Source organism: Myroides guanonis, assembly GCF_900114085.1.
In the GTDB taxonomy this organism is placed as follows: Bacteria; Bacteroidota; Bacteroidia; order Flavobacteriales; family Flavobacteriaceae; genus Flavobacterium; species Flavobacterium guanonis.
On sequence record NZ_FORU01000001.1, the window covers coordinates 12,553 to 35,600 of the forward strand.

At 31.5% G+C, this 23,048-nt stretch carries 25 protein-coding genes, 2 tRNA genes and 1 riboswitch; of the genes, 12 read left to right on the plus strand and 15 right to left on the minus strand.

Translation table 11 applies throughout. The features are described 5' to 3' along the window. Nucleotides 1-112 precede the first annotated feature (112 nt). Entirely contained in the window at nt 113-754 is a 642-nt protein-coding gene (locus BM024_RS00065) for a protein-L-isoaspartate(D-aspartate) O-methyltransferase (protein ID WP_090677305.1), read from the plus strand. 27 nt (nt 755-781) lie between these two features. Here BM024_RS00065 and smpB read toward each other — a convergent pair whose 3' ends face one another. The 6 genes from smpB to BM024_RS00095 all read right to left on the minus strand — a co-directional run bounded on the left by smpB (nt 782) and on the right by BM024_RS00095 (nt 3,972). After that, nucleotides 782-1,234 (minus strand): SsrA-binding protein SmpB, encoded by a 453-nt coding sequence (gene smpB / locus BM024_RS00070; protein WP_090677308.1) that lies wholly within the window; start codon nt 1,232-1,234, stop codon nt 782-784. A 160-nt stretch (nt 1,235-1,394) separates the two neighbouring features. Then, nucleotides 1,395-1,979, minus strand: coding sequence for a porin family protein (locus tag BM024_RS00075; RefSeq protein ID WP_090677311.1), 585 nt, complete (start codon nt 1,977-1,979; stop codon nt 1,395-1,397). Nucleotides 1,980-2,109: 130 nt separating this feature from the next. Then, nucleotides 2,110-2,190: transfer RNA gene (locus tag BM024_RS00080), tRNA-Tyr, on the minus strand. A 146-nt stretch (nt 2,191-2,336) separates the two neighbouring features. After that, nucleotides 2,337-2,417, minus strand: a tRNA-Tyr gene (locus BM024_RS00085). Between the two features lie 159 nt (nt 2,418-2,576). Next, the gene (gene kdsA / locus BM024_RS00090; RefSeq protein WP_090677315.1) at nt 2,577-3,395 is read right to left on the minus strand and encodes a 3-deoxy-8-phosphooctulonate synthase; all 819 of its coding nucleotides are present in this window, start codon (nt 3,393-3,395) and stop codon (nt 2,577-2,579) included. A 28-nt stretch (nt 3,396-3,423) separates the two neighbouring features. Further along, nucleotides 3,424-3,972: a DUF4199 domain-containing protein gene (locus tag BM024_RS00095; protein WP_090677321.1), complete on the minus strand. Its 549-nt coding sequence runs from the start codon at nt 3,970-3,972 to the stop codon at nt 3,424-3,426. Nucleotides 3,973-4,128: 156 nt separating this feature from the next. On the opposite strand from BM024_RS00095, the gene BM024_RS00100 reads away from it, so the two are divergent. The 3 genes from BM024_RS00100 to BM024_RS00110 are packed head-to-tail and all read left to right on the plus strand — an operon-like array spanning nt 4,129 to nt 7,616. Beyond that, nucleotides 4,129-4,617: a SixA phosphatase family protein gene (locus tag BM024_RS00100; protein ID WP_090677323.1), complete on the plus strand. Its 489-nt coding sequence runs from the start codon at nt 4,129-4,131 to the stop codon at nt 4,615-4,617. Then, nucleotides 4,614-6,695 (plus strand): polyphosphate kinase 1, encoded by a 2,082-nt coding sequence (ppk1, locus tag BM024_RS00105; protein ID WP_090677327.1) that lies wholly within the window; start codon nt 4,614-4,616, stop codon nt 6,693-6,695. The genes BM024_RS00100 and ppk1 overlap by 4 nt, the downstream gene beginning before the upstream one ends. After that, entirely contained in the window at nt 6,696-7,616 is a 921-nt protein-coding gene (locus tag BM024_RS00110) for a Ppx/GppA phosphatase family protein (protein ID WP_090677335.1), read from the plus strand. On the opposite strand, the gene BM024_RS00115 is transcribed toward BM024_RS00110, so the two are convergent. Next, entirely contained in the window at nt 7,613-8,371 is a 759-nt protein-coding gene (locus tag BM024_RS00115; protein ID WP_090677338.1) for a TIGR02757 family protein, read from the minus strand. The genes BM024_RS00110 and BM024_RS00115 overlap by 4 nt on opposite strands. After that, entirely contained in the window at nt 8,364-9,038 is a 675-nt protein-coding gene (locus BM024_RS00120; protein WP_090677341.1) for an ABC transporter ATP-binding protein, read from the minus strand. The genes BM024_RS00115 and BM024_RS00120 overlap by 8 nt, the downstream gene beginning before the upstream one ends. Before the next feature lie 131 nt (nt 9,039-9,169). Here BM024_RS00120 and msrA point away from each other — a divergent pair, with 131 nt between their 5' ends. The 4 genes from msrA (at nt 9,170) to BM024_RS00140 (ending at nt 12,761) form a co-directional block, all read left to right on the plus strand. Then, nucleotides 9,170-9,715 carry a peptide-methionine (S)-S-oxide reductase MsrA gene (gene msrA, locus BM024_RS00125; protein ID WP_218148696.1) on the plus strand — a complete coding sequence of 182 codons (546 nt, stop codon included), beginning with the start codon at nt 9,170-9,172 and terminating at the stop codon, nt 9,713-9,715. A gap of 18 nt (nt 9,716-9,733) precedes the next feature. After that, nucleotides 9,734-10,015, plus strand: coding sequence for a hypothetical protein (locus tag BM024_RS00130; RefSeq protein ID WP_090677345.1), 282 nt, complete (start codon nt 9,734-9,736; stop codon nt 10,013-10,015). Between the two features lie 165 nt (nt 10,016-10,180). Then, nucleotides 10,181-10,606, plus strand: coding sequence for a hypothetical protein (locus BM024_RS00135; RefSeq protein ID WP_090677348.1), 426 nt, complete (start codon nt 10,181-10,183; stop codon nt 10,604-10,606). Nucleotides 10,607-10,772: 166 nt separating this feature from the next. Further along, nucleotides 10,773-12,761, plus strand: coding sequence for a M4 family metallopeptidase (locus BM024_RS00140; RefSeq protein ID WP_090677351.1), 1,989 nt, complete (start codon nt 10,773-10,775; stop codon nt 12,759-12,761). A gap of 66 nt (nt 12,762-12,827) precedes the next feature. On the opposite strand, the gene nadD is transcribed toward BM024_RS00140, so the two are convergent. The 5 genes from nadD to trhO all read right to left on the minus strand — a co-directional run bounded on the left by nadD (nt 12,828) and on the right by trhO (nt 17,017). Next, nucleotides 12,828-13,418 (minus strand): nicotinate (nicotinamide) nucleotide adenylyltransferase, encoded by a 591-nt coding sequence (gene nadD, locus BM024_RS00145; protein ID WP_090677356.1) that lies wholly within the window; start codon nt 13,416-13,418, stop codon nt 12,828-12,830. Nucleotides 13,419-13,429: 11 nt separating this feature from the next. After that, nucleotides 13,430-13,999 carry a guanylate kinase gene (gene gmk / locus BM024_RS00150; RefSeq protein ID WP_090677358.1) on the minus strand — a complete coding sequence of 190 codons (570 nt, stop codon included), beginning with the start codon at nt 13,997-13,999 and terminating at the stop codon, nt 13,430-13,432. A gap of 21 nt (nt 14,000-14,020) precedes the next feature. Beyond that, nucleotides 14,021-14,869: a YicC/YloC family endoribonuclease gene (locus tag BM024_RS00155; RefSeq protein ID WP_090677360.1), complete on the minus strand. Its 849-nt coding sequence runs from the start codon at nt 14,867-14,869 to the stop codon at nt 14,021-14,023. Nucleotides 14,870-15,160: 291 nt separating this feature from the next. Then, nucleotides 15,161-15,508 carry an arsenate reductase family protein gene (locus BM024_RS00160; protein ID WP_090677361.1) on the minus strand — a complete coding sequence of 116 codons (348 nt, stop codon included), beginning with the start codon at nt 15,506-15,508 and terminating at the stop codon, nt 15,161-15,163. Between the two features lie 150 nt (nt 15,509-15,658). Beyond that, nucleotides 15,659-17,017: an oxygen-dependent tRNA uridine(34) hydroxylase TrhO gene (trhO, locus tag BM024_RS00165; RefSeq protein ID WP_090677363.1), complete on the minus strand. Its 1,359-nt coding sequence runs from the start codon at nt 17,015-17,017 to the stop codon at nt 15,659-15,661. Between the two features lie 506 nt (nt 17,018-17,523). Here trhO and BM024_RS00170 point away from each other — a divergent pair. After that, nucleotides 17,524-18,306, plus strand: coding sequence for a helix-turn-helix domain-containing protein (locus tag BM024_RS00170; RefSeq protein ID WP_090677365.1), 783 nt, complete (start codon nt 17,524-17,526; stop codon nt 18,304-18,306). 219 nt (nt 18,307-18,525) lie between these two features. Then, on the plus strand, nt 18,526-19,530 hold the full coding sequence (gene recA / locus BM024_RS00175; RefSeq protein WP_090677763.1) for a recombinase RecA: 1,005 nt from the start codon (nt 18,526-18,528) through the stop codon (nt 19,528-19,530). A 59-nt stretch (nt 19,531-19,589) separates the two neighbouring features. Here recA and BM024_RS00180 read toward each other — a convergent pair whose 3' ends face one another. Together BM024_RS00180 and BM024_RS00190 are read right to left on the minus strand one after the other, a co-directional pair. Next, the gene (locus BM024_RS00180) at nt 19,590-20,018 is read right to left on the minus strand and encodes an acyl-CoA thioesterase (RefSeq protein ID WP_090677366.1); all 429 of its coding nucleotides are present in this window, start codon (nt 20,016-20,018) and stop codon (nt 19,590-19,592) included. A 145-nt stretch (nt 20,019-20,163) separates the two neighbouring features. Then, nucleotides 20,164-20,336: riboswitch (cobalamin riboswitch) on the minus strand. 306 nt (nt 20,337-20,642) lie between these two features. Next, a complete protein-coding gene (locus tag BM024_RS00190) occupies nt 20,643-21,158 on the minus strand; it encodes a hypothetical protein (protein WP_090677370.1) in 516 nt (171 codons plus the stop codon). Nucleotides 21,159-21,365: 207 nt separating this feature from the next. On the opposite strand from BM024_RS00190, the gene BM024_RS00195 reads away from it, so the two are divergent. Together BM024_RS00195 and BM024_RS00200 are read left to right on the plus strand one after the other, a co-directional pair. Continuing rightward, complete coding sequence (locus BM024_RS00195) at nt 21,366-22,742, plus strand: MATE family efflux transporter (RefSeq protein WP_090677372.1); 1,377 nt, start codon at nt 21,366-21,368, stop codon at nt 22,740-22,742. Between the two features lie 11 nt (nt 22,743-22,753). After that, a complete protein-coding gene (locus tag BM024_RS00200; protein WP_090677375.1) occupies nt 22,754-22,999 on the plus strand; it encodes a hypothetical protein in 246 nt (81 codons plus the stop codon). Nucleotides 23,000-23,048: the final 49 nt, after the last annotated feature.

The following is a 23,048-nucleotide window of genomic DNA, read 5'->3' on the forward strand; positions in this document are numbered from 1 at the left end:
ACTGCATAAGATTTAAGGTCTAAACTTTCCTCATGCTACATTATAACTGGTTTTTCAAGGTGTTTTTATACTTAAATATTATGTAATTTTACACCAAATAATTTTTGTTGGAGTGAGAGATTTAGCCAAACATCAAGGACTAAGAAATCAATTAGTTGAAGTTTTAATGAAAAAGGGAATTACTGATAAAAATGTGCTTCAAGCAATAAAAACTATTCCCAGACACCTTTTTCTAGATTCGAGTTTTGAAAATTTTGCATATCAAGACACGGCTTTCCCTATAGGGGCAGGACAAACTATTTCGCAACCTTATACCGTTGCGTTTCAATCTCAGTTACTAGAGGTGAAGCGCGATGATAAAGTATTGGAAATTGGTACGGGAAGTGGGTATCAGACAGCTGTGTTATATGGGATGGGAGCTCGAGTTTTTAGTGTTGAAAGACAAAATGAGTTGTACAAAAAAACATCTGTATTACTTCCTAAATTAGGTATTCGTGCAAGACATCTGACTTTTGGAGATGGTTATAAGGGGTTGCCTAATTTTGCGCCATTTGATTCAATTATTGTTACTGCTGGTGCGCCATTTATCCCACAGCCTTTAATGGCTCAATTAAAAATTGGTGGTAGGTTGGTTATTCCTGTAGGGGAGGAGCAACAAATCATGACTTTGTTAATTAGAAAGAATGAAACGCAATTTGAGAAACATGAGTTTGGGGACTTTAGGTTTGTTCCTATGTTGGAAGATAGAAATTAAAAAAAGGCGCTAAATTTAGCGCCTTTTTTAATATGTTTTTTTTAGTCTATCTAGATCTCTTTTTGTGTCTCTATCTTTTATGGAGTCTCTTTTATCGTAATCTTTTTTACCTTTGCATAGGGCTATGTCTAATTTTGCTAACCCTTTTTCATTTGTAAAAAGACGCAGAGGAATGATTGTTAATCCTTTGTTTTGAATGCTTTTATGAAGACTCTTTAATTCTTTTTTATTTAGTAATAACTTGCGTTCTGTTTTTGGTTTGTGATTAAAATGCTTGCTATACGCATATTCTTCAATGTGCGTATTGATAGCATATAATTCCATTCCTTGAAATTCACAAAAACTTTCAGCAATACTAGCTTTACCTAAACGTATTGATTTTATTTCACTTCCTGCTAATACTATTCCTGCGGTAAACTTTTCAAGTATATCGTAGTTGAATTTAGCTTTACGGTTTAATATGTTTACTGATTTCTGCATAAGGACAAAAGTACTGAAATTTTTATATTAGCAATGCTGTCTATAAAAAATTAAAAAAGAGACAGAGATTAGTGTTTGATATGGTTTCTTTGTTAATACTTAAATAAGGCTACATTTTCAAAATGTAGCCTTATTTAAGTATTAAAATTTCTTGTTTTTTTTATAGTATGAAAAAACCTAATGTCGCGGTAATGGAATTTGGTTTTGTTTTATAGTTGTTGCTGATGTTTTTGAAACCGCTATCATATGAAACATCTAAGCTGAATTTTAGAACATCTACACCTAGTCCTACTCGATATCCTAGGTTGTTTTTGTCAAAATCATCAAAAACACCAGATATTTGGTCAGTAGATACTTTGTCTGTTATGATTTTTGTATATACACCTCCAGCATAAGCTCTAAGATTAAAAACAGAAAGGTCTATTAATTTATAACCAAATACCAATGGAACTTCTAAGTTCTTCCATTTAGTGTTGTCTCCACCTAATGATGTAGATTCAAATTTAGTGTTTTTTTCAGCATACATTAAATCGGCTTGTAGGTAAGCTTTTTTAATATCTAAACGTACTGTTGCTCCTCCAACAAATCCTGTTGCTGATTTAGTGCTATAATCAGATAAAGATGTTGAGATATCTGTAAAGTTGGCTCCTGCTTTTACTCCAATATGTAAAGGAGATTGAGAGAAAGATAATTGACTTGTAAATAAAGCAAAAGCTAATAATAGAAAAGAAATATTTGTTCTCATAACGTGAATATATTTATTGCTAAAATAATGAAAAAGTACAAGGCTTACGTGTTTTTTGAGATAAAAATAAATAGCTTGATTTCAGAAGATAGTGGGCAAAAAAAAACAGCTCTTAAAAAGAGCTGTTTTGTGGGGGGAGCAGGATTCGAACCTGCGAAGGTTTCCCAACGGATTTACAGTCCGTCCTCGTTGGCCGCTTGAGTATCCCCCCATAAGCGTTTAGCTTCTTTCCTGAATCAGGAAGTGCAAATGTAATATTAATTTTTATAAAAACAAGAAATGATTAAATAAATATTAAAATTGTTTTGTGCTATTTCAATTCAAAAAAAAACAGTTCTATTAAATAGAACTGTTTTGTGGGGGGAGCAGGATTCGAACCTGCGAAGGTTTCCCAACGGATTTACAGTCCGTCCTCGTTGGCCGCTTGAGTATCCCCCCATAAGCGATATCGCCTATTTGTTTGTTCAACGGTGCAAATATAAAGCTGTTTTTTGAATATAAAAGTCTTTTTTAAAATATTTTTATTAATAATTTTCCTTTGCTATATAAGTGTTTGGAAATGAAAATAGTAATTTAAAAAGAAAAATAGCTTGTCTATTAAAACTGTCGTATTGTTTGTCTAATTGCAACTAGTTTTTTCATTAAGTCTTCGAAGTAATCTAAGTGTAGCATATTAGCTCCATCGCTTTTTGCGTTTGCTGGGTCAAAATGAGTTTCAATAAAAATTCCGTCAACTCCGACAGCAATACCTGCTTTTGCTACTGTCTCAATCAAGTCTGGTCGACCACCAGTAACTCCAGATGCTTGGTTTGGTTGCTGTAAAGAATGAGTAATGTCTAAAACTGTAGTTGCGAACTGTTGCATGGTGGGAATTCCTCTATAGTCAACAATCATATCTTGATAACCAAACATAGTACCTCTATCTGTCACCATAACATTTTTATTATTACAGTCTAAAACTTTTTGTACGGCATGTTTCATACTTTCTGGACTCATGAATTGACCTTTTTTTAAGTTTACAGTTTTGCCAGTTTCTGCAGCTGCAACTACTAAATCTGTTTGACGTACTAGGAAGGCAGGGATTTGCAAAACATCAACATAAGCTGCTGCCATTGCTGCATCGCTACTTTCATGTATATCTGTTACTGTAGGAACTTTAAATTCTTTTCCTACTTTTTCTAATATTTTTAATGCATTTTCATCACCAATTCCTGTAAAGCTATCAATTCTTGAACGATTTGCTTTTTTAAAAGATCCTTTGAATACAAAAGGTATTTTAAGTGAGTCAGTGATTTCTACAAGTCTTTCTGCTATTCTAAAAGCCATTTCCTCATTTTCAATGGCACAAGGTCCAGCAAGTAAGAAGAAATTATCACTTTCTATATTTTTAATTAGCGGTATATTTCTGATATCCATAATATATGCAGGTTTAATTAGGTTTTAATTATTTTACTTTGTTTTTACCTTGGTATTTCTTTTTCATAGGTTTAATAGGCGTTTTCTCATCTTGAGAGCTTTGTTTAGTCTGCAAAAAATAAGCCAAAATAGCTGAAGTGACAACTCCTGTAGAGAGGTTGCCTGATACGCCTTGTCTTAAATAAACATCAAACGAAATATTGGCTTGTGCGTCCTCTAAAGTCATTCCGCCACGCTCTACTACCTCATTTATTAAGTGGTTTATGAAATTTGGGGATACTTGCATAAAAGTAATATACTGTATAATTGGGTAAAACAAACTTATCATTATACAGAGTACTATTCCTGTGAAAAACACTTGTCTCCAAGTAGTAATACCGTTGTAAAAATCTTTTTTCTTTTCTTTAAGTGCTAAATAGTATATGGCTATTAAAGGTAAATTAAATAGGAGGGAAAATCCGATTTGAAATCTAATTTTTTCATCGTGATATCCGAGGTATTTTTCCAAAAACATCCAAATTAAAGCTACTAAAGTTGCTAATGCAGCCCACTTAAATTCAATTGAAAATTTTTTCATTTTATGAGTTTTGATTTTGATGTCAAAAGTAAGGGTTTTATTTAGGAGTTTAAAAATAATTTATTTGTAAAAAATGAGGGAAATTGAAAATTAATTGATAATATTATGTTTTAAAAGATGGTAAAAAATCAATAAATCAATAAAAAATTTAATGCTATGATAAATTTGATTCTAATTCGCCATGCAAAATCTTCATGGGAAACCACATTGAACGATGTTGCGCGTCCATTGTCAGTAAGAGGAATAAATGATGCTCATTTAGTTTCTGAAGCATTAAAGCCTTTTTTACCAAAAAGTTTTATTGTTTGGACTAGTGTTGCTACTAGAGCTTATAACACGGCTGTGATTTTTTGTCAGAATATGAATGTTTCATTAGATAGTATTATTGTAAAGAAAGATCTTTATACTTTTGACCTAGCAATGCTTGAGAAGACTATAAGAAAATGCGAAATTTCTCATCAGAGTTTAATTCTTTTTGGACATAATGATGCAATAACGAATTTTGTTAATAAATTTGGAGACCGCACGATTGAAAGTGTTCCAACTTCTGGTGTCATAATAATGAAATTTGATGAGGAGGATTGGAGGAATATTAAAAAAGGACGAATTGTAAAGGAATTATATCCGCGTGATTTTAAAATATGATAGCAACTAATGTTAAATATAGGTATACTGACCGAGAAAAAAGTTGGTTAGCTTTTAACGAACGTGTATTACAGGAGGCAGCGGATACTACTGTTCCACTTTTGGAACGACTGCGTTTTTTAGGGATTTTTTCAAATAATTTAGATGAGTTTTTTAGAGTGCGGTATGCTGCTATTCGCAGAATGAATTTTAATGGAGAAGGAGGGAAAAAGTTAGAGAGTGGTATAACGGCTCGTGATTTGTTAAAAGAAATTACGGATATTGTTATTAGATTACAGAATGAAAGTTTTAGAATTTTAGAAGGGATTGAAAAAGAACTTGAAAAGGAGGGAATTTATATTTTAAACGAAACAGAGATTAATCAAGATCAACAAATTTTTGTAAAAGATTTTTTCCTACACGTTGTTAGTCCCGATTTAATTACAATTATATTAAATGATCTTTCTGAATTTCCAATGTTGCGAGATGCGTTGGGATATTTAGCTGTAAAGTTAGTTATGGGGACAACTCACAAAGATACTAATGAGAAAGATGTCCGATATGCACTAATAGAGATACCTAAAACAATTAATAGATTTGTTGAACTCCCATCTAATGATGGGAAGAAATACATCATTTTATTGGATGATGTGATTCGTTATAATTTAGGTTCTATATTTTCGATTTTCGAATACGAAAGTATAACGGCACACATGATTAAAGTAACTCGTGATTCAGAACTTGATTTTGATACTGATTTGCATAAATCTTTTGTTGAAAAGATATCTAGTGGAGTTAGAGATAGAAGGGAGGGAGAAATTGTGCGTTTCGTTTATGATGAAAGTATGGATGCGGACATGCTTCAGTTTTTTATTGACAGGGTGGAGATCGAAGCTATTGATAGTATTATCCCAGGAGGAAGATATCATAATAGACGAGATTATATGAGTTTCCCTGCTTTAGAACGGTTTGATTTGATTTATCCTAAAAATATTCCTTTACCTGTTCCAGGTTTGAGTTTTGAAGGCTCTATATTAGAGCAGATTAACAAAAAGGATTTTATGATTTATACACCTTTTCAATCCTTTTCTTATTTGGTGCGTTTCTTAAGAGAAGCAGCTTTAGATCCTAAAGTAGTTTCTATTAAGATTACTCTGTATAGATTAGCTAAGAATTCTCAGATTATAAGCTCTCTAATTAATGCTGCAAAGAATGATAAGAAAGTAGTTGTTCAGATTGAATTGCAGGCTAGGTTCGATGAAGCCAGTAATATTTATTATTCGGAATTAATGCAGTCTGAAGGAATCCAATTGATTTTTGGTGTTAGAGGATTAAAGGTTCACAGTAAAATTTGTGTAATTGAGCGATTAGAAGGAAAGAAAGTTAAAAGATATGGGTTTATATCAACTGGGAACTTTAATGAAAGTACTTCAAAAGTTTATACCGATGTTACATTGATGACAAGTCATTCTAAGATTTTAAAAGACGTTACTAAAGTTTTTGATTTTTTAGAGGTTAATTATCGAGTTCATCGTTACAAACATTTATTGGTTTCTCCGCATTATACGCGCTCTAAGTTTAATAAATTAATAGAGAGAGAGATAAAAAACGCAAAGTTGGGTATCCCTAGTTTTATTAGACTAAAGATGAATAGTTTGTCAGATATCAAATTAATTGACAGGCTTTATGAGGCAAGTAACGCTGGAGTTAAGATACAGTTGATTATTAGGGGAATATGCAGTTTGATACCTGGAGTTCCAGGTATGAGTGAGAATATTGAAGCAATTAGTGTAGTAGATCGATTTTTAGAACACTCACGCATATATATATTTAGTAACGGAGGTAAACCAGATGTGTTTATTTCTTCAGCCGATTTTATGACAAGGAATTTAGACGAAAGGGTTGAAGTTACTTGTCCTATATATGATGAGGATATTAAAAATGAGTTAATGGAAACTTTTGAAATAGGATGGAAAGGCAATATAAAAGCAAGATATCATACTGAAGATTTGAGAAATTTTTATCGCGAGGTAAATGGTGTTGACTTTCAATCTCAGAAGGAAATCTATAATTATTTCAAGAATAAACTTAATCAGTAAATGTTGAAAATAAAGAAATATGCAGCGATTGATATTGGCTCAAATGCTATGAGATTGCTTTTGATGAATATTATTGAAGAGGAAGGTAAAGAAACCTTGTTTAGTAAAAGTTCTTTAGTAAGGGTGCCTATTCGATTAGGGCAAGACGCTTTCACTGTAGGTGAAATTTCTGAGGAGAATAAGCTACGTATGCTAGAAGCTATGCAAGCTTTTAAGTTGCTAATGCGTGTAAATCGAGTTGAACGCTTTATGGCCTGTGCGACTTCTGCGATGAGAGAAGCATTTAACGGACAAGAGATTGTGGATTTAATAGAAAAGCAGACAGGTATAAAGATTGCTATTATTGATGGCAAGAAAGAAGCTAGCATAATTGCGTCGTCTGATTTGAAACAATTTATTAAAGCAGAAAGGAATTTGATTTATGTAGATGTTGGTGGGGGTAGTACTGAATTTACTTTGTTTTCACAAGGGAAGCAATTAACTTCGAAATCCTTTAAGAACGGTACTGTTCGTCTTATTAATAATATGGTGCCAGATTCAGTATGGAATGAAATTGAAAAATGGTTAAAAGATCAAGTGAAAGAATTGGATGATGTGGTTATGGTGGGGTCTGGTGGAAATATCAATAAGATATTTAAGATGTCACGCAAACCACAAGATAAACCATTGGGATATTTATATTTAACTACTCAATTTAATAAATTGAAGTCTATGAGTTATGATATGCGTATATCTACTTTAGGTTTGAATCCAGATCGTGCCGATGTAATTATTCCTGCATTAAGAATTTATGTAAATGCAATGAAGTGGAGTGGAGCAAAGCATATCATCGTTCCTAAAATAGGTCTATCAGACGGTATTGTTAAGGCTATATATAATGAAAATATACCGTTAGAGTATCAATCTTTAGATAATATTTAAAATTTCTCTATTGCTCCTAATCCAAAGAGTGCAAAATCATATTTTGTAGGGTCTGTTGAATCAAAAGAACGTAGCGCTTCGTCTAATTCGGCAAGCGCTTTAGCGTCATTTTGTTTTCTATTTAATATACCTAATTTTCGAGCTACATTACCTGAATGTACATCTAATGGGCAGCTTAATTCGGAAGGAGAAATATTTTTCCATAATCCAAAATCCACTCCTCTTTGATCGTTTCGTACCATCCATCTTAGAAACATATTAATGCGCTTTGCGGCTGAACCTTTTCGTGGATCTGAAATGTGTTTATGTGTTCTTGTTAATTGATCGACTTCGAAGAATATCTTTTTAAAGTCGGAGATTCTTTCTTGTAGAGTGATGTTAGAATTAGTGAAAACATTTTCAAGACCGTTGTGGTGTTGATAGATATGATTCAATCCAATTATAAAACCTTTAAAATCTTCTCCGTTGAATGTTCGATGGACAAATGTACTTAAAGAGTCTAGGTGATGTTCTTTGTGATTTAATATGAAATCATGTGGTGAGTTTCCCATAAGGTCCATCATCCTCTTCGCATTCTTAATAATCATTGTTCTATTGCCCCATGCAATAGTTGCACTAAGAAAACCTGCAATTTCGATGTCTTGTTTTTCAGTGTATAGATGAGGTATTTGAATAGGGTCATTTAAAATAAAATCTGGATGATTGTATAAGAGACTTTTTTCATCTAAAAATTCTTTTAATTCCTTATTATTCATTTGAACTATATTGAATTAATCCATCAACCATTACTAATTTTCTGTCAGCCATATTTGCTAATTCTTCATTATGTGTGACGATTACGAAAGTTTGCCCTAATTCATCTCGAAGTTTGAAAAATAGTTTATGTAGGTTTTCCGCAGCATGTGTATCTAGATTTCCAGATGGTTCATCGGCAAATATAACTTCAGGTTTATTTATCAATGCTCTTGCCACAGCAACTCTTTGTTGTTCTCCTCCAGATAATTCTGAGGGAAAGTGCTTTTCTCTATGGGATAAGCCTAGATAGCTTAGTAGTTTTTTAGCTTCTATTTCTGTTTCAGCCTTACCTTTTCCTGCAATAAAAGCCGGTAAACATACGTTTTCTAATGCTGTAAATTCCGGCAATAATTGATGAAATTGAAAAATGAAACCTAAGTTCAAATTTCTGAATTTAGAGAGTTCCTTATCGTTTAATTTTAGGATGTTTTGGTCATTAATGAATAAATTACTATCATTAGGATGTGAGGGTTTGTCTAAAGTGCCTAAAATTTGTAATAGAGTTGTTTTTCCAGCACCTGAAGCACCTACAATAGAAACAATTTCTTTTTTCTTAATATGAATATCGACTCCTTTTAACACTTGTAAGTTGTCATAATATTTAAGGATATTTTTGGCTTTAATCATGGTTTAAGAAATTTCTACAAAGTAACACTATTTTTCAACTTTAAGGAAATAGTATGTCTATTTTAATTGTCTACATCGAGACTATGTCATTTATTTTATATACATTTAATTACATTAATTACTATTAAGATATGAATGAAGCAATGAAGTTTAAAAAAGCCATATTTGCAGGAGGATGCTTTTGGTGTACTGAGGCAATTTTTAATCAATTGAAAGGAGTGAAAGAGGTTTTACCGGGATATATGGGTGGGATTGTTGAGAATCCAACATATGAACAGGTTTGTACTGGGACAACTGAACATGCGGAGGTTGTTGAAATTACTTATGATGAACAAGAGATTAGTTATTATGCTTTGCTAGAGATATTTTTTGCAACACATGATCCTACTAGTCTAAATAAACAAGGTAACGACATTGGTACTCAATATCGAAGTGAGATATTTTATGTAGATGAAAAGCAGCAAGAAATGGCTGAAGAGTATATAAATGTTTTGACAGAGGAAAAAGTTTATAGGAATCCAATTGTTACTCAATTATCACCATCGACGAAGTTTTATATTGCAGAGGATTATCATAAGAATTATTTTAATTTAAATGGAAATCAACCTTATTGTAATGCTGTTATTAAACCAAAAATTGAAAAGTTTCAAAAAGTTTATAGTTCCAAAATAAAATAATATTAAATTTTAGTTATTATGGAAAATGAAGATAAGAATAAATATAAAATGCTTTTTTTGGGGCTTTTTATGGATTTAGTTGGTTTGGTTTCATTTATAGTTCCTGGCTTAGGAGAAAGTATTGATTTTGTTTGGGCTCCAATATCTTCTTTTATTCTTGTTAAAATGTATAAGGGAAATGTTGGTAAAGTTGGGGCAATTGTGAATTTTATTGAAGAGATATCACCAGGATTAGATGTTATACCAACTTTTACACTTACTTGGGCATACACATATTATTATTCAAAAAGAAAGTTGTAGTTATTACTTCTTATTTATTTTGTGTTTTATTTAAAATTATTTTAAGAATATTTTTACTATTTGCTTGTCTATTCTATTAGATTGTTGTAGTTTTAAATGTATTTGTATGAAAATATTATAATAATAAATTATAGTGTAGGAAATGTTTAACTAAAATAATATAATATGAAAAAGCTATTGGTGTTCTTAATGATTGGTATTGGGATGATATCATGTGATTCAAATAAGAAGAGTCATAAAGCTGGTGATAAAATTGCTGGTGAAAAAGTAACAGGTTGGTATTATTATCATGTGATGAATCAAGCATATGATTCAATTCCAAAACTATTAAGTAATGATTATTTTGATCAAAACTCTGTTTCAGATTTTCAAAAAAAGATAAAAGAAAGAAATGATGAATTAGGGGCAATTAAGAGTTTTACTTTGCTTAATTGGGAGGCTTCGAAGGTAAAAACAGATGATAGTAAAAATACTGAGTATGTGTTTGTATATGATATAAGCTATGAAAATGGAAAAGGTGAGGAAACAATTCATTTAGAGAAAAAGAATCATAAGACTTTAATTACTAAAGTAGATTTTGAGAAAAAATAATAACGGTAAAGATGATAACGTAAAAAAGCTCTGAATTTTATTTTAGAGCTTTTTTTATTTAATCTATTTTGTTAGTTATAAAACATCTATTCGCTATGTTTTAAAGGGCATTCTGTTTTTTTTGGTTATATTTGGATAACTATTAACTTAAAATAAACAATATATAATGTTTAATAATTACAAACTCACAACTCATAAATATAAAAATGCTTTGCCAATTGTAATGCTTAGTTTTATTACGATGGGTACTATTGATGCTGGCAATGATAATATTTATCGGGGATTACAGTATGGTAAAGATGGAAAGTGGCCTAAAATAGAGAGAACTACTATGCAGGGTTCTTTTTCTTCTTCTTTTAAATCTTTTAAAGTTCAAAGTAAGGATGTTGAGAAGGAGCTTTTAAATTGGTTTAATTTATCTGACAAGAGTGGCTTTGTTAAGATTAGTGAAAGTGTTGACAATAATGATATTAGTCATATTAAATATCAACAATATTATAAAGGGTTACCTCTTAGTGGAAAAGTAATAATGGTTCATTCGAAAGGTGGAACTGTTTTGAGTATCAATGGACAAGTTGGGGCTGATTTAAGTATCGATATTGTAGCTTCAATTACTGCTGAAGAGGCTATTGATTATGCGAAGAACGCTTTTAATATTGTGGAGAGTGTAAATATATATACTCCCCAATTAGTTGTTTATTCTAAAATTGAAGGTGAGGAAGTCAAAGAAATACTTGCTTATGAGTTTAGAATTGATTCCTTCAAACCTTTCTTCATGAAGAATGTTTGGGTAGATGCAAAAACTGGTGATATATTGAATTCGGTAAGTCTAATAGCTAATGCTGATGTTAAAGGTACTGGAACAACATATTATTATGGAAATCAAAGTATTGCCGTTGAGCAATTTAGTGGAGGTTATAGATTACGTGATAATTCAAGGAATATAGAGACTTTTGATGCGAAGGATGTAGCCATTAGTTATGATAAAGTAAAAAAAGAAATACTGTTTTTAAATAAGGCAGATATTGTTAGTTCTACAACGCACTTTTCATTAAATGCTGCTATAGATGCTCATTGGGGGATGGAAAAAACGTATGATTATTATAAGGATACTTTTAATAGGTTGAGTTTTGATGGACAAAACAGTAAAATCACTAGTTATTACAATCCAGGAGATGACTTTATAGATGCTTTGATAGGTCCTAGTGGCGGTTTTCCGAATAATGCCGTAGCAATGCCATTCCCTTTTAATTTTATGGCTTTTGGTACAGGGGATGGTGTGAATTACGATCCTGTAGTTGGAATTGATGTGGCAGGTCATGAATATACTCATTTAGTAATGAATAACAATGGTTCGGATGGATTAAAGTATCAAGGAGAATCAGGAGCATTAAATGAATCTTTTGCTGATATTTTTGGGACATCTATTGAGAATTATGCGATAGGAACAGATTCAAATTGGCTTATAGGTGAAGGTATCATCTTGAAGGGGGCTAATGATTTTATGAGAAGTATGCAAGATCCTAAGGTTAAGGGATATCCTAATACCTATAAAGGAAAGTATTGGGTTGATACGGCCAATATTGGTTATGATAATGGAGGAGTTCATATTAATAGTAGTGTACAAAACTATTGGTTTTACTTATTAGTTGAAGGTGGGTCAGGTACTAATGATTTAAATAATGATTATGTTGTTAATGGTATAGGTAGAGCTAAAGCAGAAAAAATTGCTTATCACAATATGATGGATTATTTGAATTATAATTCTGGTTTTTTGGATGCTTATGATGGGTCACTACAATTCGCAGAAGATTTTTATGGATTGGATTCTGCTGAGTATAATGAAGTTAAAAATGCTTGGTATGCTGTAGGAATAGGTGAAGGGGGGAATTTATCGATCGGTGAATTTGAGGTTGAATCAAAATTAAGAGTATATCCAAATCCTGTTGTAGATGGAATTATTAAAGTGAGTACTGATAATGTAAACCCAATAACTGTTGAGTTATTTAATATAATGGGGAAAAGAGTTTATGTTGAGCAACTGTATCAAGGTGAAAATAGCATTGATGTTAATTCTCTAACAAATGGAGTCTATTTGTTGGTATTTAATGTAGATGGCAAAACGCATACCGAGAAGATAATTATAAATCAATAAAATTATTTGCTAGAGATATAAAAAAAGCTGTTATAAATATTTATAACAGCTTTTTTTATTACTAATCTATTTTTTGTAAAACAGATTGTGGTTTATATATCCCCAAACTTTAGAATCTATTAAAGGACGGATATCTTTGTTTTCTTTTATTGCTTCTCGAATAAAGGTTGAAGAAATTTCCATTATTGGAGCGTTTCTTACAAAATGTACACTAGAATGTTTTAGTAGAGATGTATTATGAGTTGATTTCTCTTTATATACACGAGGATATACAATTAAAGAATATCGTTCCAACAACAGCTCGTAATTCTTCCACTTATGAAAGGAATCTAAATTATCTTCGCCCATAATCAAAGAAAATTCATGATTCGGGTGTTTTTCATGTAAATAAGCCATAGTGTCAATTGTGTAATTTGGCTGCGGTAGGCTAAATTCAATATCTGAGGCTTTTAATCGATCGTATGCTTCGGTAGCTAAATGCACCATATGTAGTCGATGATAGTCTTCTAGAAGGCCTCTCTTTTTCTTTAAAGGGCTATGAGGAGTAACAATCATCCAAACTTCATCTACATCGGTATATTGTGTAATGTGATTAGCTATAACTAAATGTCCAATGTGGATTGGATTAAAAGTTCCAAAATACAAACCGATTTTCATAGTTAAATAGATTATTCGGTAAATTTCTTTACTAATTGATAGGCTTCTTCTTTAGCCGTATCTAGGTCATAATTTTTTATAATAACATCAAATTGTGGAGCAGTAGCTAATTCTACAGAGGCTTTAGCAATACGCATGTTGATTTTGTCTTCAGTTTCTGTAGAACGTTTTTTTAAGCGAATTTTTAATTCATCTATACTTGGTGGTTTTACAAAAACGGCCAAAGTTTCCTCTGGAAATTTTTTCTTTATTCTAAGACCACCGGCAACATCAATATCGAAAATTACGTTTTTACCTTCTGCCCAAATTCGTTCAACTTCGGATTTTAAGGTTCCATAAAAATTATCTCTATAAACTTCTTCCCATTCGAGAAAGTCTTCTGATTTAATATGTTGCTTGAAATCTTCGAGTGATATGAAATAGTAATCTTTACCGTTTATTTCTTCTCCTCTAGGACTTCTGGAGGTTGCAGATATAGAGAACTCAAGATTTAAATCTTTTTGCGCCAATAGGTGACGAACTATTGTTGTTTTACCAGAGCCTGATGGTGCAGAAAAAACGATTAACTTCCCTTTTTTCATAATATTTTAATATGCCTTGTATTATAATACGTTTAGTACTTGTTCTTTTATTTTTTCAAGTTCATCTTTCATTTGAACAACAAATTTTTGCATTTCAGCATGGTTTGATTTAGAACCCATTGTGTTTATCTCACGTCCCATTTCTTGAGTAATAAACCCTAGTTTTCTTCCATTTGCTTCAGTACCAGAAAGAGTCTCTAAAAAATAGTTTAAGTGGTTTGATAAACGAACTTTTTCTTCTGTTATATCCATTTTCTCAAGATAATAGATTACTTCTTGTTCGAATCTATTTTCATCCACATTCACCTTCATTTCTAAAAGATTGCTTCTAAGACGTTCTTTAACTCCATCTATACGTTCTTTATCAAGAGAAATGGCTTTATCCATAAAATCACGAATGTTTTGAATGCGAAATCTAAAATCATCTTCAAGTGATTTCCCTTCGCTTCTTCTAAAGGACTGTATGTTGTCTAGAGCTTGTTGTATAACTAATTCTATTTTTTCCCATTCGTTTTCATCCAGTTCAATTCGTTCTACCTTTAATGCATCAGGCATACGAACAGCCATTTTCATTAATTCAGTAGCATCGGCATTTGGAATGATATCTTGCATTTGTTTAATGTAAGAGTGTACGATTGGAGCGTTAATCTTACTAGAAGTTTCCTCTGCAGTCACTTCAACGTATATTGAGAAGTCAACCTTACCACGTTCTAAAGCCTGAGCAATAGTGTTTCTAAGTGGTAGCTCTTTTTCTCTATAGGTCAAAGGAAGGCGAACGTTTAAATCTAAACTTTTACTGTTTAGAGATTTAACTTCAACTGTGATTTTTTTTGTCGGTAGTTGCGTAAAAGCTTTCCCGAAACCTGTCATAGAATGTATCATACACGGATAAATAAAGTTACAAATATAGAAAAACTCCCTTGAAATAAGGGAGTAGTAGTATAATAACTTCAATTTACTTAATGTTATATGGGATTTGTATATTCTGTTTTAGAATACCTAAGACAAATTAAATAGACTTGCCTATTATTGTGTGTTTTCTTAGTAGAAGTGTTAGTTCAAAATAGTTTTATATATATATAATTTTAATGTCAATATTGATGCTAAATGTATTAGTTTCTATTATATTTTTGGTTGATAGTATATCTAGCAAGACATAGACTATATAGCTAAGAGCATTTCTTCTACTGTTTTCTTACTATTTCCTATGAAAGCTAATTCCCCTATTAAAATTACTGGACGACTCAAAAAGGTGTAATGTTCTAAAATTAAATTTTTAAAATCTTCTTCTTGGAGCTGCTGATCCTTAAGCCCTCTTAATTTATACAATTGAGCTCTCTTATTAAATAAACTTTCGTAGCTGTCTGTGTGTTTCCTTAATGCTTCTAGTTGGTTTATATTGATCGGATTTGATTTTATTTCTTGTAATTCAAATTGTTCAATGTTTGGAATTTGATTCATTATTTTTTTACAAGTGTCACAGCTTTTTAAATAGTATATTTTTTTCATAATATATTGAAATAATATTTTTAAATGTTAAGAATAGATGCTTTTCCATATTGCGGATTATAACATATTCAAATGTACAAATGAGATTTAAAAAAAACAATGCTTGTAACATAAAGGCTACAAGCATTGTTTTAGGTAAGTAGAAGTTTATTATACGACTTTGAAAATCAAATCTCCCTTGCGCACTCTAAATGAAAGTTGCATTGTCATTTTATCATTCTGTTTAGAAACGTTAGTTTCTTTACCGTTAACCATCATAGAGTTAACAGTGAGACGCTCTTCCCCAGTTGTAGGTCCTGTAATAAGAACAGTGTCTCCTATATTTAATTCGTTATTTTGAATTATAAATTGTCCAACGTTAGCTTTTGTGAAAAAGTGTTCAACTTTTCCAATCGCAAGTTTTTTTTCAATTCTCTTTTTTCTGATTTTGGTAACAGTGCTAATTTTTACGGGTTTAATCTCTTCAAATACATTGCGTTCTGCTTTGAACTTTAAAGCGTCGGATTTACCTTTTTTAAATATAAGATTACCTTTTTGAATACCTTTTCTTAATTGTTTTTGTTCTTCTTCTGGTAGTTGAATAATGTCAACGCATGATTCAGAACAACAATTATGCATTTTTTCCGCACAATCATCACATTGAATAAACAATAAATGACAAGCTTCATTAGCACAATTTACGTGTGTGTCACAAGGTGCCCCACATTGGTGGCATTGGGCGATTATATCATCTGTTATACGTTCTCCAAGTCTGTGGTCGAATACAAAGTTTTTTCCAATAAACTTGCTTTCTAGTCCTTCTGATTTTATTTGTCTTGTATACTCAATAATTCCTCCTTCTAATTGATATACGTTTTTAAAGCCATGATGCTTAAAATAGGCAGAAGCTTTTTCACAACGAATACCTCCTGTACAATACATTAGTAAGTTTTTATCTTCTTTATGTTGTTGTAGTTTTTCATTGATAATAGGAAGTGATTCTCTAAAAGTATCTACATCTGGAGTTATAGCTCCAACAAAATGTCCAATTTCACTTTCATAATGATTTCTAAAATCTACAACTATAGTATTTGGGTCTTCTAAAAGCTCATTAAATTCTTTCGCTTTTAAATGAATTCCTTTATTCGTAACATCGAAAGTATTGTCATCAAGACCATCAGCAACAATTTTTTTTCGAACTTTAACTGTTAGTTTCAGAAAGGATAAATCATCTTGCTCTACGGCTACATTTAAACGTATGCCTTTCATAAAGTCATATTCTTCTAAAGTAGCTCTAAAGGCTTCGAAATTTGAGGCAGGAACAGACATTTGAGCATTAATTCCTTCTTCTGCTACATAGGTTCTACCTAAAGCATCTAAAGGGTTCCATGCTAAAAATAATTCGTCTCTAAATTGTTGTGGATTTTTGATTTTGGCGTATGCGTAGAAAGATAAGGTTAGGCGGTTTTCACCTGCCGAAGCAATAAGTTCAGCTCTTTCTTCCGCGCTTAAAGTGTTATACAGTTGCATGCTATAAACTAAATTTGTGGATAATTATTCGATAAAATTCCAAACTCTAAATGGAAGAGTTCTAAATGCAAATATACGTTTTCATATATAATTTACATAGAGGATGATTGTTTTATTGTAAGAAATTGATTTTAACAATATTCAAAGTTCGTGGTTTTTCCATTTAGAATCTAAGTTAGATTTACAAATAATGTAGTCAATGGTATTGATTAGTGTGTATAAGTATGGAAACAAAAAAGGTTTTTATTTATTAAAAAATTAGAATAAATAAAAATAGCTGGTGTTTAAACATCAAATATACTAACGTAAATAAGATGTCCACCCCTTTGTCCACCCCTGTATTTGAGGTTAAGAAGATGAATGCTCTAATTTTACATCTCTTTATTAGAATAATAATGTGTCTTTTTTAAATTTCTATTGTCTAAATAATATTAAATGTATCGATATACATATAGGTTTAGTGATTCTTCTTAGAAGATTTTAAATATAATAAAATACTTATTGTCATGGTATTGTTGGATTTTTTTATTGGAAAAACAGTATTTGTTTTAGGTGTAGATAAGGTTGTCTTTTTTGTTAAGAGAATAGTGACTGTGGATTCCTTAATGTATGAGAATTATTTTAGAATTATTTGGGTGAACATTCATTCAAGAATCAATAGCATTGATTTGCATTGGAATTTCTTTACAACGACGCAATCTATTTCTATAAATTATTCGAGTTGGATTAGTCTTGTTAATAATGAGTATTTGATTATTGCTTTAGCGATCTTATCGCTTTTATATATATTAATTTTAGTTTTTAAGAATTTGGAAAAAGATATCGATGAATATGAATTAGAGTCTTTTGTTTTACCAGAGATAGTTCGAGAAGATTCTTCTAATGATTTAATTATTAGAAATAAGGTTTATATGTCAAAGGAAAAAGAAAGTGCAATTTTGACTGTCTTGATAAACTATGAAGAGGAGAAGTTTTTTTTAAAGAAAGATGTTAGTTTAAATCAGTTGGCAAATATTTCTGGAATAAATGAGAAGTATATCGCATATGTAATTAAAAAACATAGAGGAAAAGATTTTTCAACTTATATAAATGAATTGCGTGTTTCTTATATTGTAGACTGTTTAAAAATAAACCCTGTTTATTTGCAATATAAAATTAGTTATTTGGCTAGTCAATGTGGTTTTACTTCACATAGTGGTTTTTCTATCACATTTAAAAAAGTTGTTGGAATGTCTCCGTCTGCCTTTATTGCTAACTTGAAAAATAAATCTACAGAGTCTTTTGTTTAAAAACTAACGAGAATAAGTGAAAATCGATAATCAGAATTGGTGTAGTTTGCTGCTACAATATTGTAAGTCACCGCAATTCAGTTTATTTACTCCCGAGATATTTGAAGGAAGTTAATTTAGAACTTATTTATAGTATTGGAAGATGAGAAATTTGAAGGGAAGTTTTCAGATTTGATTCTTAAAAATAAAGTACTATTTTTACACTTAAATATAGTTTTAATGAGTGCAGATAAAGAAGCAAAGTTAAAAGCGTTACAGCTTACTTTAGACAAATTAGATAAAACATACGGTAAGGGAACCGTTATGAAATTAGGAGATAAGGCAGTAGAGGAAGTTGAAGCTATTTCTTCTGGTTCTCTTGGAATTGATTTAGCTCTAGGTGTAGGAGGTTATCCACGAGGCAGAATTATTGAAATTTATGGACCTGAATCTTCTGGAAAAACGACTTTGACCTTACATGCTATTGCAGAGGTTCAAAAAACAGGTGGTATTGCTGCGTTTATCGATGCAGAACATGCTTTTGATAGATTTTATGCTGAAAAGTTAGGTGTTAATATTGATGAACTTATTATATCTCAACCAGATAATGGTGAACAAGCTTTGGAGATTGCGGAGAACTTGATTCGTTCTGGTGCAATTGATTTAGTTGTAGTTGACTCTGTTGCTGCTTTAACTCCTAAAAGTGAGATTGAAGGTGAGATGGGAGATTCCAAAATGGGATTACATGCTCGTTTAATGTCACAGGCACTTAGAAAACTTACTGGTACAATTAGTAAAACAAATTGTACTGTGTTTTTTATTAATCAATTGCGTGAGAAGATTGGAGTTATGTTTGGAAATCCAGAAACAACAACTGGTGGTAATGCATTGAAGTTCTATGCCTCAGTTCGTTTGGATATTCGACGTTCTACTCAGATTAAAGATGGAGAGAATGTTATGGGGAATAGAACTAAGGTAAAGATTGTAAAAAATAAAGTTGCTCCTCCTTTTAGAACAGCTGAGTTTGATATTATGTACGGAGAAGGAATCTCGAAAGTAGGAGAGGTACTTGATTTAGCTGTTGAATTTAATATTATCAAGAAAAGCGGGTCATGGTTCAGTTATGGTGAAACGAAGTTGGGTCAAGGGCGTGATGCAGTGAAAGGTTTGATTAAGGATAATCCAGAATTGATGGATGAACTAGAAGTTAAAATTAAAGAAGAAATTAAGTCTAAAGAAGCTTAATTGATGATTATAGTAAATCTTATATTAAAAAAGGGTATCTCGGAAGAGATACCCTTTTTTTAATTATTTGCTATCTCATCTAAAACAGGGACAGGTCTTTTATTTTCATTTATAGCGACTAAAGTAAATGTTCCACTAATAGCTTTGTCTCTTCCGTCTCTGTACATGCTTTCAATAAAAACATCAACTTGAACGTCTAAACTGGTTTTACCTACTCTAATCACTGTTCCAATTAGTTCTACTAAAGTTCCCGCAGGTATTGGATATTTGAAGTCGATCTTATCACTGCTAACAGTTACTATAGTTTTACGGCTGAATCGCGTTGCGGTCATAAACGCTATCTCATCCATTATATATAGCACTGAACCTCCAAACATTGTATTATGGTGGTTAGTTGTGCCAGGAAACACTGCTTTAAAAACGTGAGTCTCTGAATCTTTGATTCTTTTTTCAATTAACTGTTCTCGGTTCATCGTTTGATCTATCATACATTTAAAATTGTTTATTCATTTAAAGTTGCATGAATTTACAGTCGGTTGATTGGTGCATGGGTTAAATTTGCCACTATACTTATAGGTATATAGTAATGAAATCCATTGACCTTACTTCAATCGCGAAAGTGTGTCATGCTTGCATTGCAAGAGGTTAAAGTTTGGTATCCTGACTTTTTTCTCCTTTTCATAACTAAACAATGAAGTCTTTTAAGAAAAAAATTACAGTTGCGCGACAGCTCGTGAATTTCACACGATTCCCATTCTTTAAACTATTTACCGTGCAAATATACACCTTTTAAAGTCTAATTGATTAGGTGATACTTTTTAAGTAGGCTGAGATACTTATTTTATTGTTAAAAAATGCTCCGTATGTAGGTAAGAAGATTCTATACAAGAAAGGAGGTGGATGAAAGAATATTGGAGGTAACTTGTTAAGATCTTGTTTTACTTTAAAAGTTCAATGTTGTATGTGGGAATTGAACAGTGAACTAAATGTTTTACTACAACTTGTTGCAGAAAAAGTTAGTACTAATCAGATTGTAAATCGATTAGAATTAAAAAACCCAATCAATTTACAAAGTGCAATAGTTGATTGGGGATCTTTATTTATAGGAATTGTTATTTTTTTGCTTTTTTATTTTTTAAACTAAAGCCATATGCAATGCGGATTCCCAATTGGTCAGTGTTATAATCATTAAAACGTTGATATTGCATGCTAATATCAATAAATTTATTTGCAAAACCGATTGAAGGTGACCAAATGAAAGTGTTTCCCATCCCTTTATGAGTACCAAAACCAGCCCCCAACTCTCCTTGGAAGTACAAGTTTCTATTAAAAAATGATTTGAATCCGAGTTTTGCTGGTATTAAACCTAAATCTCCTTCACTACTAAACAAGTGTGTGAAACCAGTAGTCGCTGTAAGAGAAGTTTTTCGAGTTATATCATATTGTAAACGTGCATCTACGCCTAATGCTCCATCAAAATCATTATTAGTTGGTAGTCCACCATTAATACCAAAACCTACTCTAAATCCTTTTGGATAGTATTCTTTCTTCTGTGCAAAAGTAGTACTCGTCGCTAAAATTGCAATTCCTATTAATGTTAAGAGAACATTCTTTTTTACTTTAATCATAGTGCTAAATTTGTTTCGAATTATAATGCAAATAATAAGCCAATCTATAATAAAGAAGTAGATATATAGAGAGACGACAACATGAGGTAAGGAATTGTACCTTGAAAAGGAGTTAGATAATAGTCTCTTTTTCAAAGTGTAATAATTAAGTTTTATTTAATAATGGAGATTGTTACCAAGTGGCTATCTTTGCCAAAAATTTAGAAAATGAACTTATCCATTTATTTTAAAGAGTTTAGATATAATATTCAGCTGGCTTACCCAATTATTTTGGCTATGTTGGGGCATACTGTTGTTGGAGTTATTGATAACATTATGGTTGGAAAAATAGGAGCAACGGAATTGGCGGCTGCATCATTAGCGAATAGTTTTGTGTTTATAGCGATCTCTTTAGGTATTGGATTTTCAACAGCTTTAACACCGTTAGTTGCTCATAGTGATTCTTCTAATGATCATGAAGAAGGAAGAAGAATATTTGTTAATGGGTTGTTTTTATGTACTATAGTTGGAGTTTTTTTATTTTCAATTATCTTTTTTTGTAAACCATTATTGATGTATATGGGGCAACCAGAGGAGGTTACTGCGTTAGCAAAACCTTTCTTGGATATTGTTGCGCTTTCATTGATTCCTATGGTAATGTATCAAGCATATAAGCAGTTTGCAGATGGGAAGTCCCAAACAAAAAATGCAATGTATGCTACTCTGATAGCCAATATAACGAATGTTGTTTGTAATTATTTATTGATTTATGGTGTGTGGATTTTCCCCGAAATGGGAATGATTGGGGCAGCTTATGGAACTTTGATTTCACGTGTTCTTATGTTAGTCTATATGCATTTTGCTTTAACTTCTAAAGATTTGTTTAAACCATTTTTGACTCAAATAAGTTTCAAAGAACTTAAAAAAGAAATGCTCCAAAAGATTACAAGAATTGGAATTCCATCTGGATTAACCAGTTTTTTTGAGGTAGCATTATTCGTTGGAGCAGTTTGGTTGTCGGGGATGATAGGTACTGTTTCCCAGGCGGCTAATCAAATTGCATTGAGTTTAGCTTCCATGACTTTTATGTTTGCTAGTGGATTAAGTGTTGCTGCGATGATTCGTGTTGGGAATCAAAGAGGACTTGGAGATTATAAGAAGCTAAAAATAGTTGCTCGTTCTATTTTATTGATGACCATTTTAATATATACAGTGTTTGCTATTGGATTTGTTGTTTTTCACGAGTATATTCCCATGTTGTTTTTAGATAATAATGATATTGTAAATGCAGAATTAAATAGAGAAGTTATCGCAGTTGCTGGACAATTGTTATTAGTAGCTGCTATTTTTCAAATATCTGATGGTATTCAAGTAGTGACATTGGGGGCATTGAGAGGGCTTCAAGATGTAAATATACCTATGATGATTACATTTGTGTCTTATTGGGTAATTGGATTTCCTACTTCGATTTATTTAGGTTTATATACAGATTTAGGAGCTGTAGGAATTTGGTATGGTTTATTAGCTGGGCTTTCTGCTGCTGCAATTTTTTCTTATCTTCGCTTTCATAAACTTACCGAGAAATTGATACGTAATAATCATTAAACTTATACAATATGGAATTACCAAAATTTGTTTTAGCTGATAATACAGACCATCCAGAAGATATCTTTATTATTCATTTAGATTTTCCTCGATTTATAATCAATTTGGAATCAGAAGAGATCGAGTTTTTAGAAAGTATTGAAGAATCTGAATCTACAGAAATTGAAGCAGAAATGGAATCTTTAATTGAACAAGCAGGAGTATTTTACGATCGTGAGATGGAACGCTATGTTGAAGAAGATGGAGAAGAAGATTAATTTTTCTTTTAAATAAATAAAAAAGAGACAATTAGAAAATCTAATTGTC

What these genes read in the sequence shown, in the direction of transcription:
- smpB (WP_090677308.1), bottom strand. Translation starts at nt 1,234, where the DNA reads ATGCAGAAATCAGTAAACATATTAAACCGTAAAGCTAAATTCAACTAC.
- BM024_RS00075 (WP_090677311.1), bottom strand. Translation starts at nt 1,979, where the DNA reads ATGAGAACAAATATTTCTTTTCTATTATTAGCTTTTGCTTTATTTACA.
- kdsA (WP_090677315.1), bottom strand. Translation starts at nt 3,395, where the DNA reads ATGGATATCAGAAATATACCGCTAATTAAAAATATAGAAAGTGATAAT.
- BM024_RS00095 (WP_090677321.1), bottom strand. Translation starts at nt 3,972, where the DNA reads ATGAAAAAATTTTCAATTGAATTTAAGTGGGCTGCATTAGCAACTTTA.
- BM024_RS00100 (WP_090677323.1), top strand. Translation starts at nt 4,129, where the DNA reads ATGATAAATTTGATTCTAATTCGCCATGCAAAATCTTCATGGGAAACC.
- ppk1 (WP_090677327.1), top strand. Translation starts at nt 4,614, where the DNA reads ATGATAGCAACTAATGTTAAATATAGGTATACTGACCGAGAAAAAAGT.
- BM024_RS00110 (WP_090677335.1), top strand. Translation starts at nt 6,696, where the DNA reads ATGTTGAAAATAAAGAAATATGCAGCGATTGATATTGGCTCAAATGCT.
- BM024_RS00115 (WP_090677338.1), bottom strand. Translation starts at nt 8,371, where the DNA reads ATGAATAATAAGGAATTAAAAGAATTTTTAGATGAAAAAAGTCTCTTA.
- BM024_RS00120 (WP_090677341.1), bottom strand. Translation starts at nt 9,038, where the DNA reads ATGATTAAAGCCAAAAATATCCTTAAATATTATGACAACTTACAAGTG.
- msrA (WP_218148696.1), top strand. Translation starts at nt 9,170, where the DNA reads ATGAATGAAGCAATGAAGTTTAAAAAAGCCATATTTGCAGGAGGATGC.
- BM024_RS00130 (WP_090677345.1), top strand. Translation starts at nt 9,734, where the DNA reads ATGGAAAATGAAGATAAGAATAAATATAAAATGCTTTTTTTGGGGCTT.
- BM024_RS00135 (WP_090677348.1), top strand. Translation starts at nt 10,181, where the DNA reads ATGAAAAAGCTATTGGTGTTCTTAATGATTGGTATTGGGATGATATCA.
- BM024_RS00140 (WP_090677351.1), top strand. Translation starts at nt 10,773, where the DNA reads ATGTTTAATAATTACAAACTCACAACTCATAAATATAAAAATGCTTTG.
- nadD (WP_090677356.1), bottom strand. Translation starts at nt 13,418, where the DNA reads ATGAAAATCGGTTTGTATTTTGGAACTTTTAATCCAATCCACATTGGA.
- gmk (WP_090677358.1), bottom strand. Translation starts at nt 13,999, where the DNA reads ATGAAAAAAGGGAAGTTAATCGTTTTTTCTGCACCATCAGGCTCTGGT.
- BM024_RS00155 (WP_090677360.1), bottom strand. Translation starts at nt 14,869, where the DNA reads ATGACAGGTTTCGGGAAAGCTTTTACGCAACTACCGACAAAAAAAATC.
- BM024_RS00160 (WP_090677361.1), bottom strand. Translation starts at nt 15,508, where the DNA reads ATGAAAAAAATATACTATTTAAAAAGCTGTGACACTTGTAAAAAAATA.
- trhO (WP_090677363.1), bottom strand. Translation starts at nt 17,017, where the DNA reads ATGCAACTGTATAACACTTTAAGCGCGGAAGAAAGAGCTGAACTTATT.
- BM024_RS00170 (WP_090677365.1), top strand. Translation starts at nt 17,524, where the DNA reads ATGGTATTGTTGGATTTTTTTATTGGAAAAACAGTATTTGTTTTAGGT.
- recA (WP_090677763.1), top strand. Translation starts at nt 18,526, where the DNA reads ATGAGTGCAGATAAAGAAGCAAAGTTAAAAGCGTTACAGCTTACTTTA.
- BM024_RS00180 (WP_090677366.1), bottom strand. Translation starts at nt 20,018, where the DNA reads ATGATAGATCAAACGATGAACCGAGAACAGTTAATTGAAAAAAGAATC.
- BM024_RS00190 (WP_090677370.1), bottom strand. Translation starts at nt 21,158, where the DNA reads ATGATTAAAGTAAAAAAGAATGTTCTCTTAACATTAATAGGAATTGCA.
- BM024_RS00195 (WP_090677372.1), top strand. Translation starts at nt 21,366, where the DNA reads ATGAACTTATCCATTTATTTTAAAGAGTTTAGATATAATATTCAGCTG.
- BM024_RS00200 (WP_090677375.1), top strand. Translation starts at nt 22,754, where the DNA reads ATGGAATTACCAAAATTTGTTTTAGCTGATAATACAGACCATCCAGAA.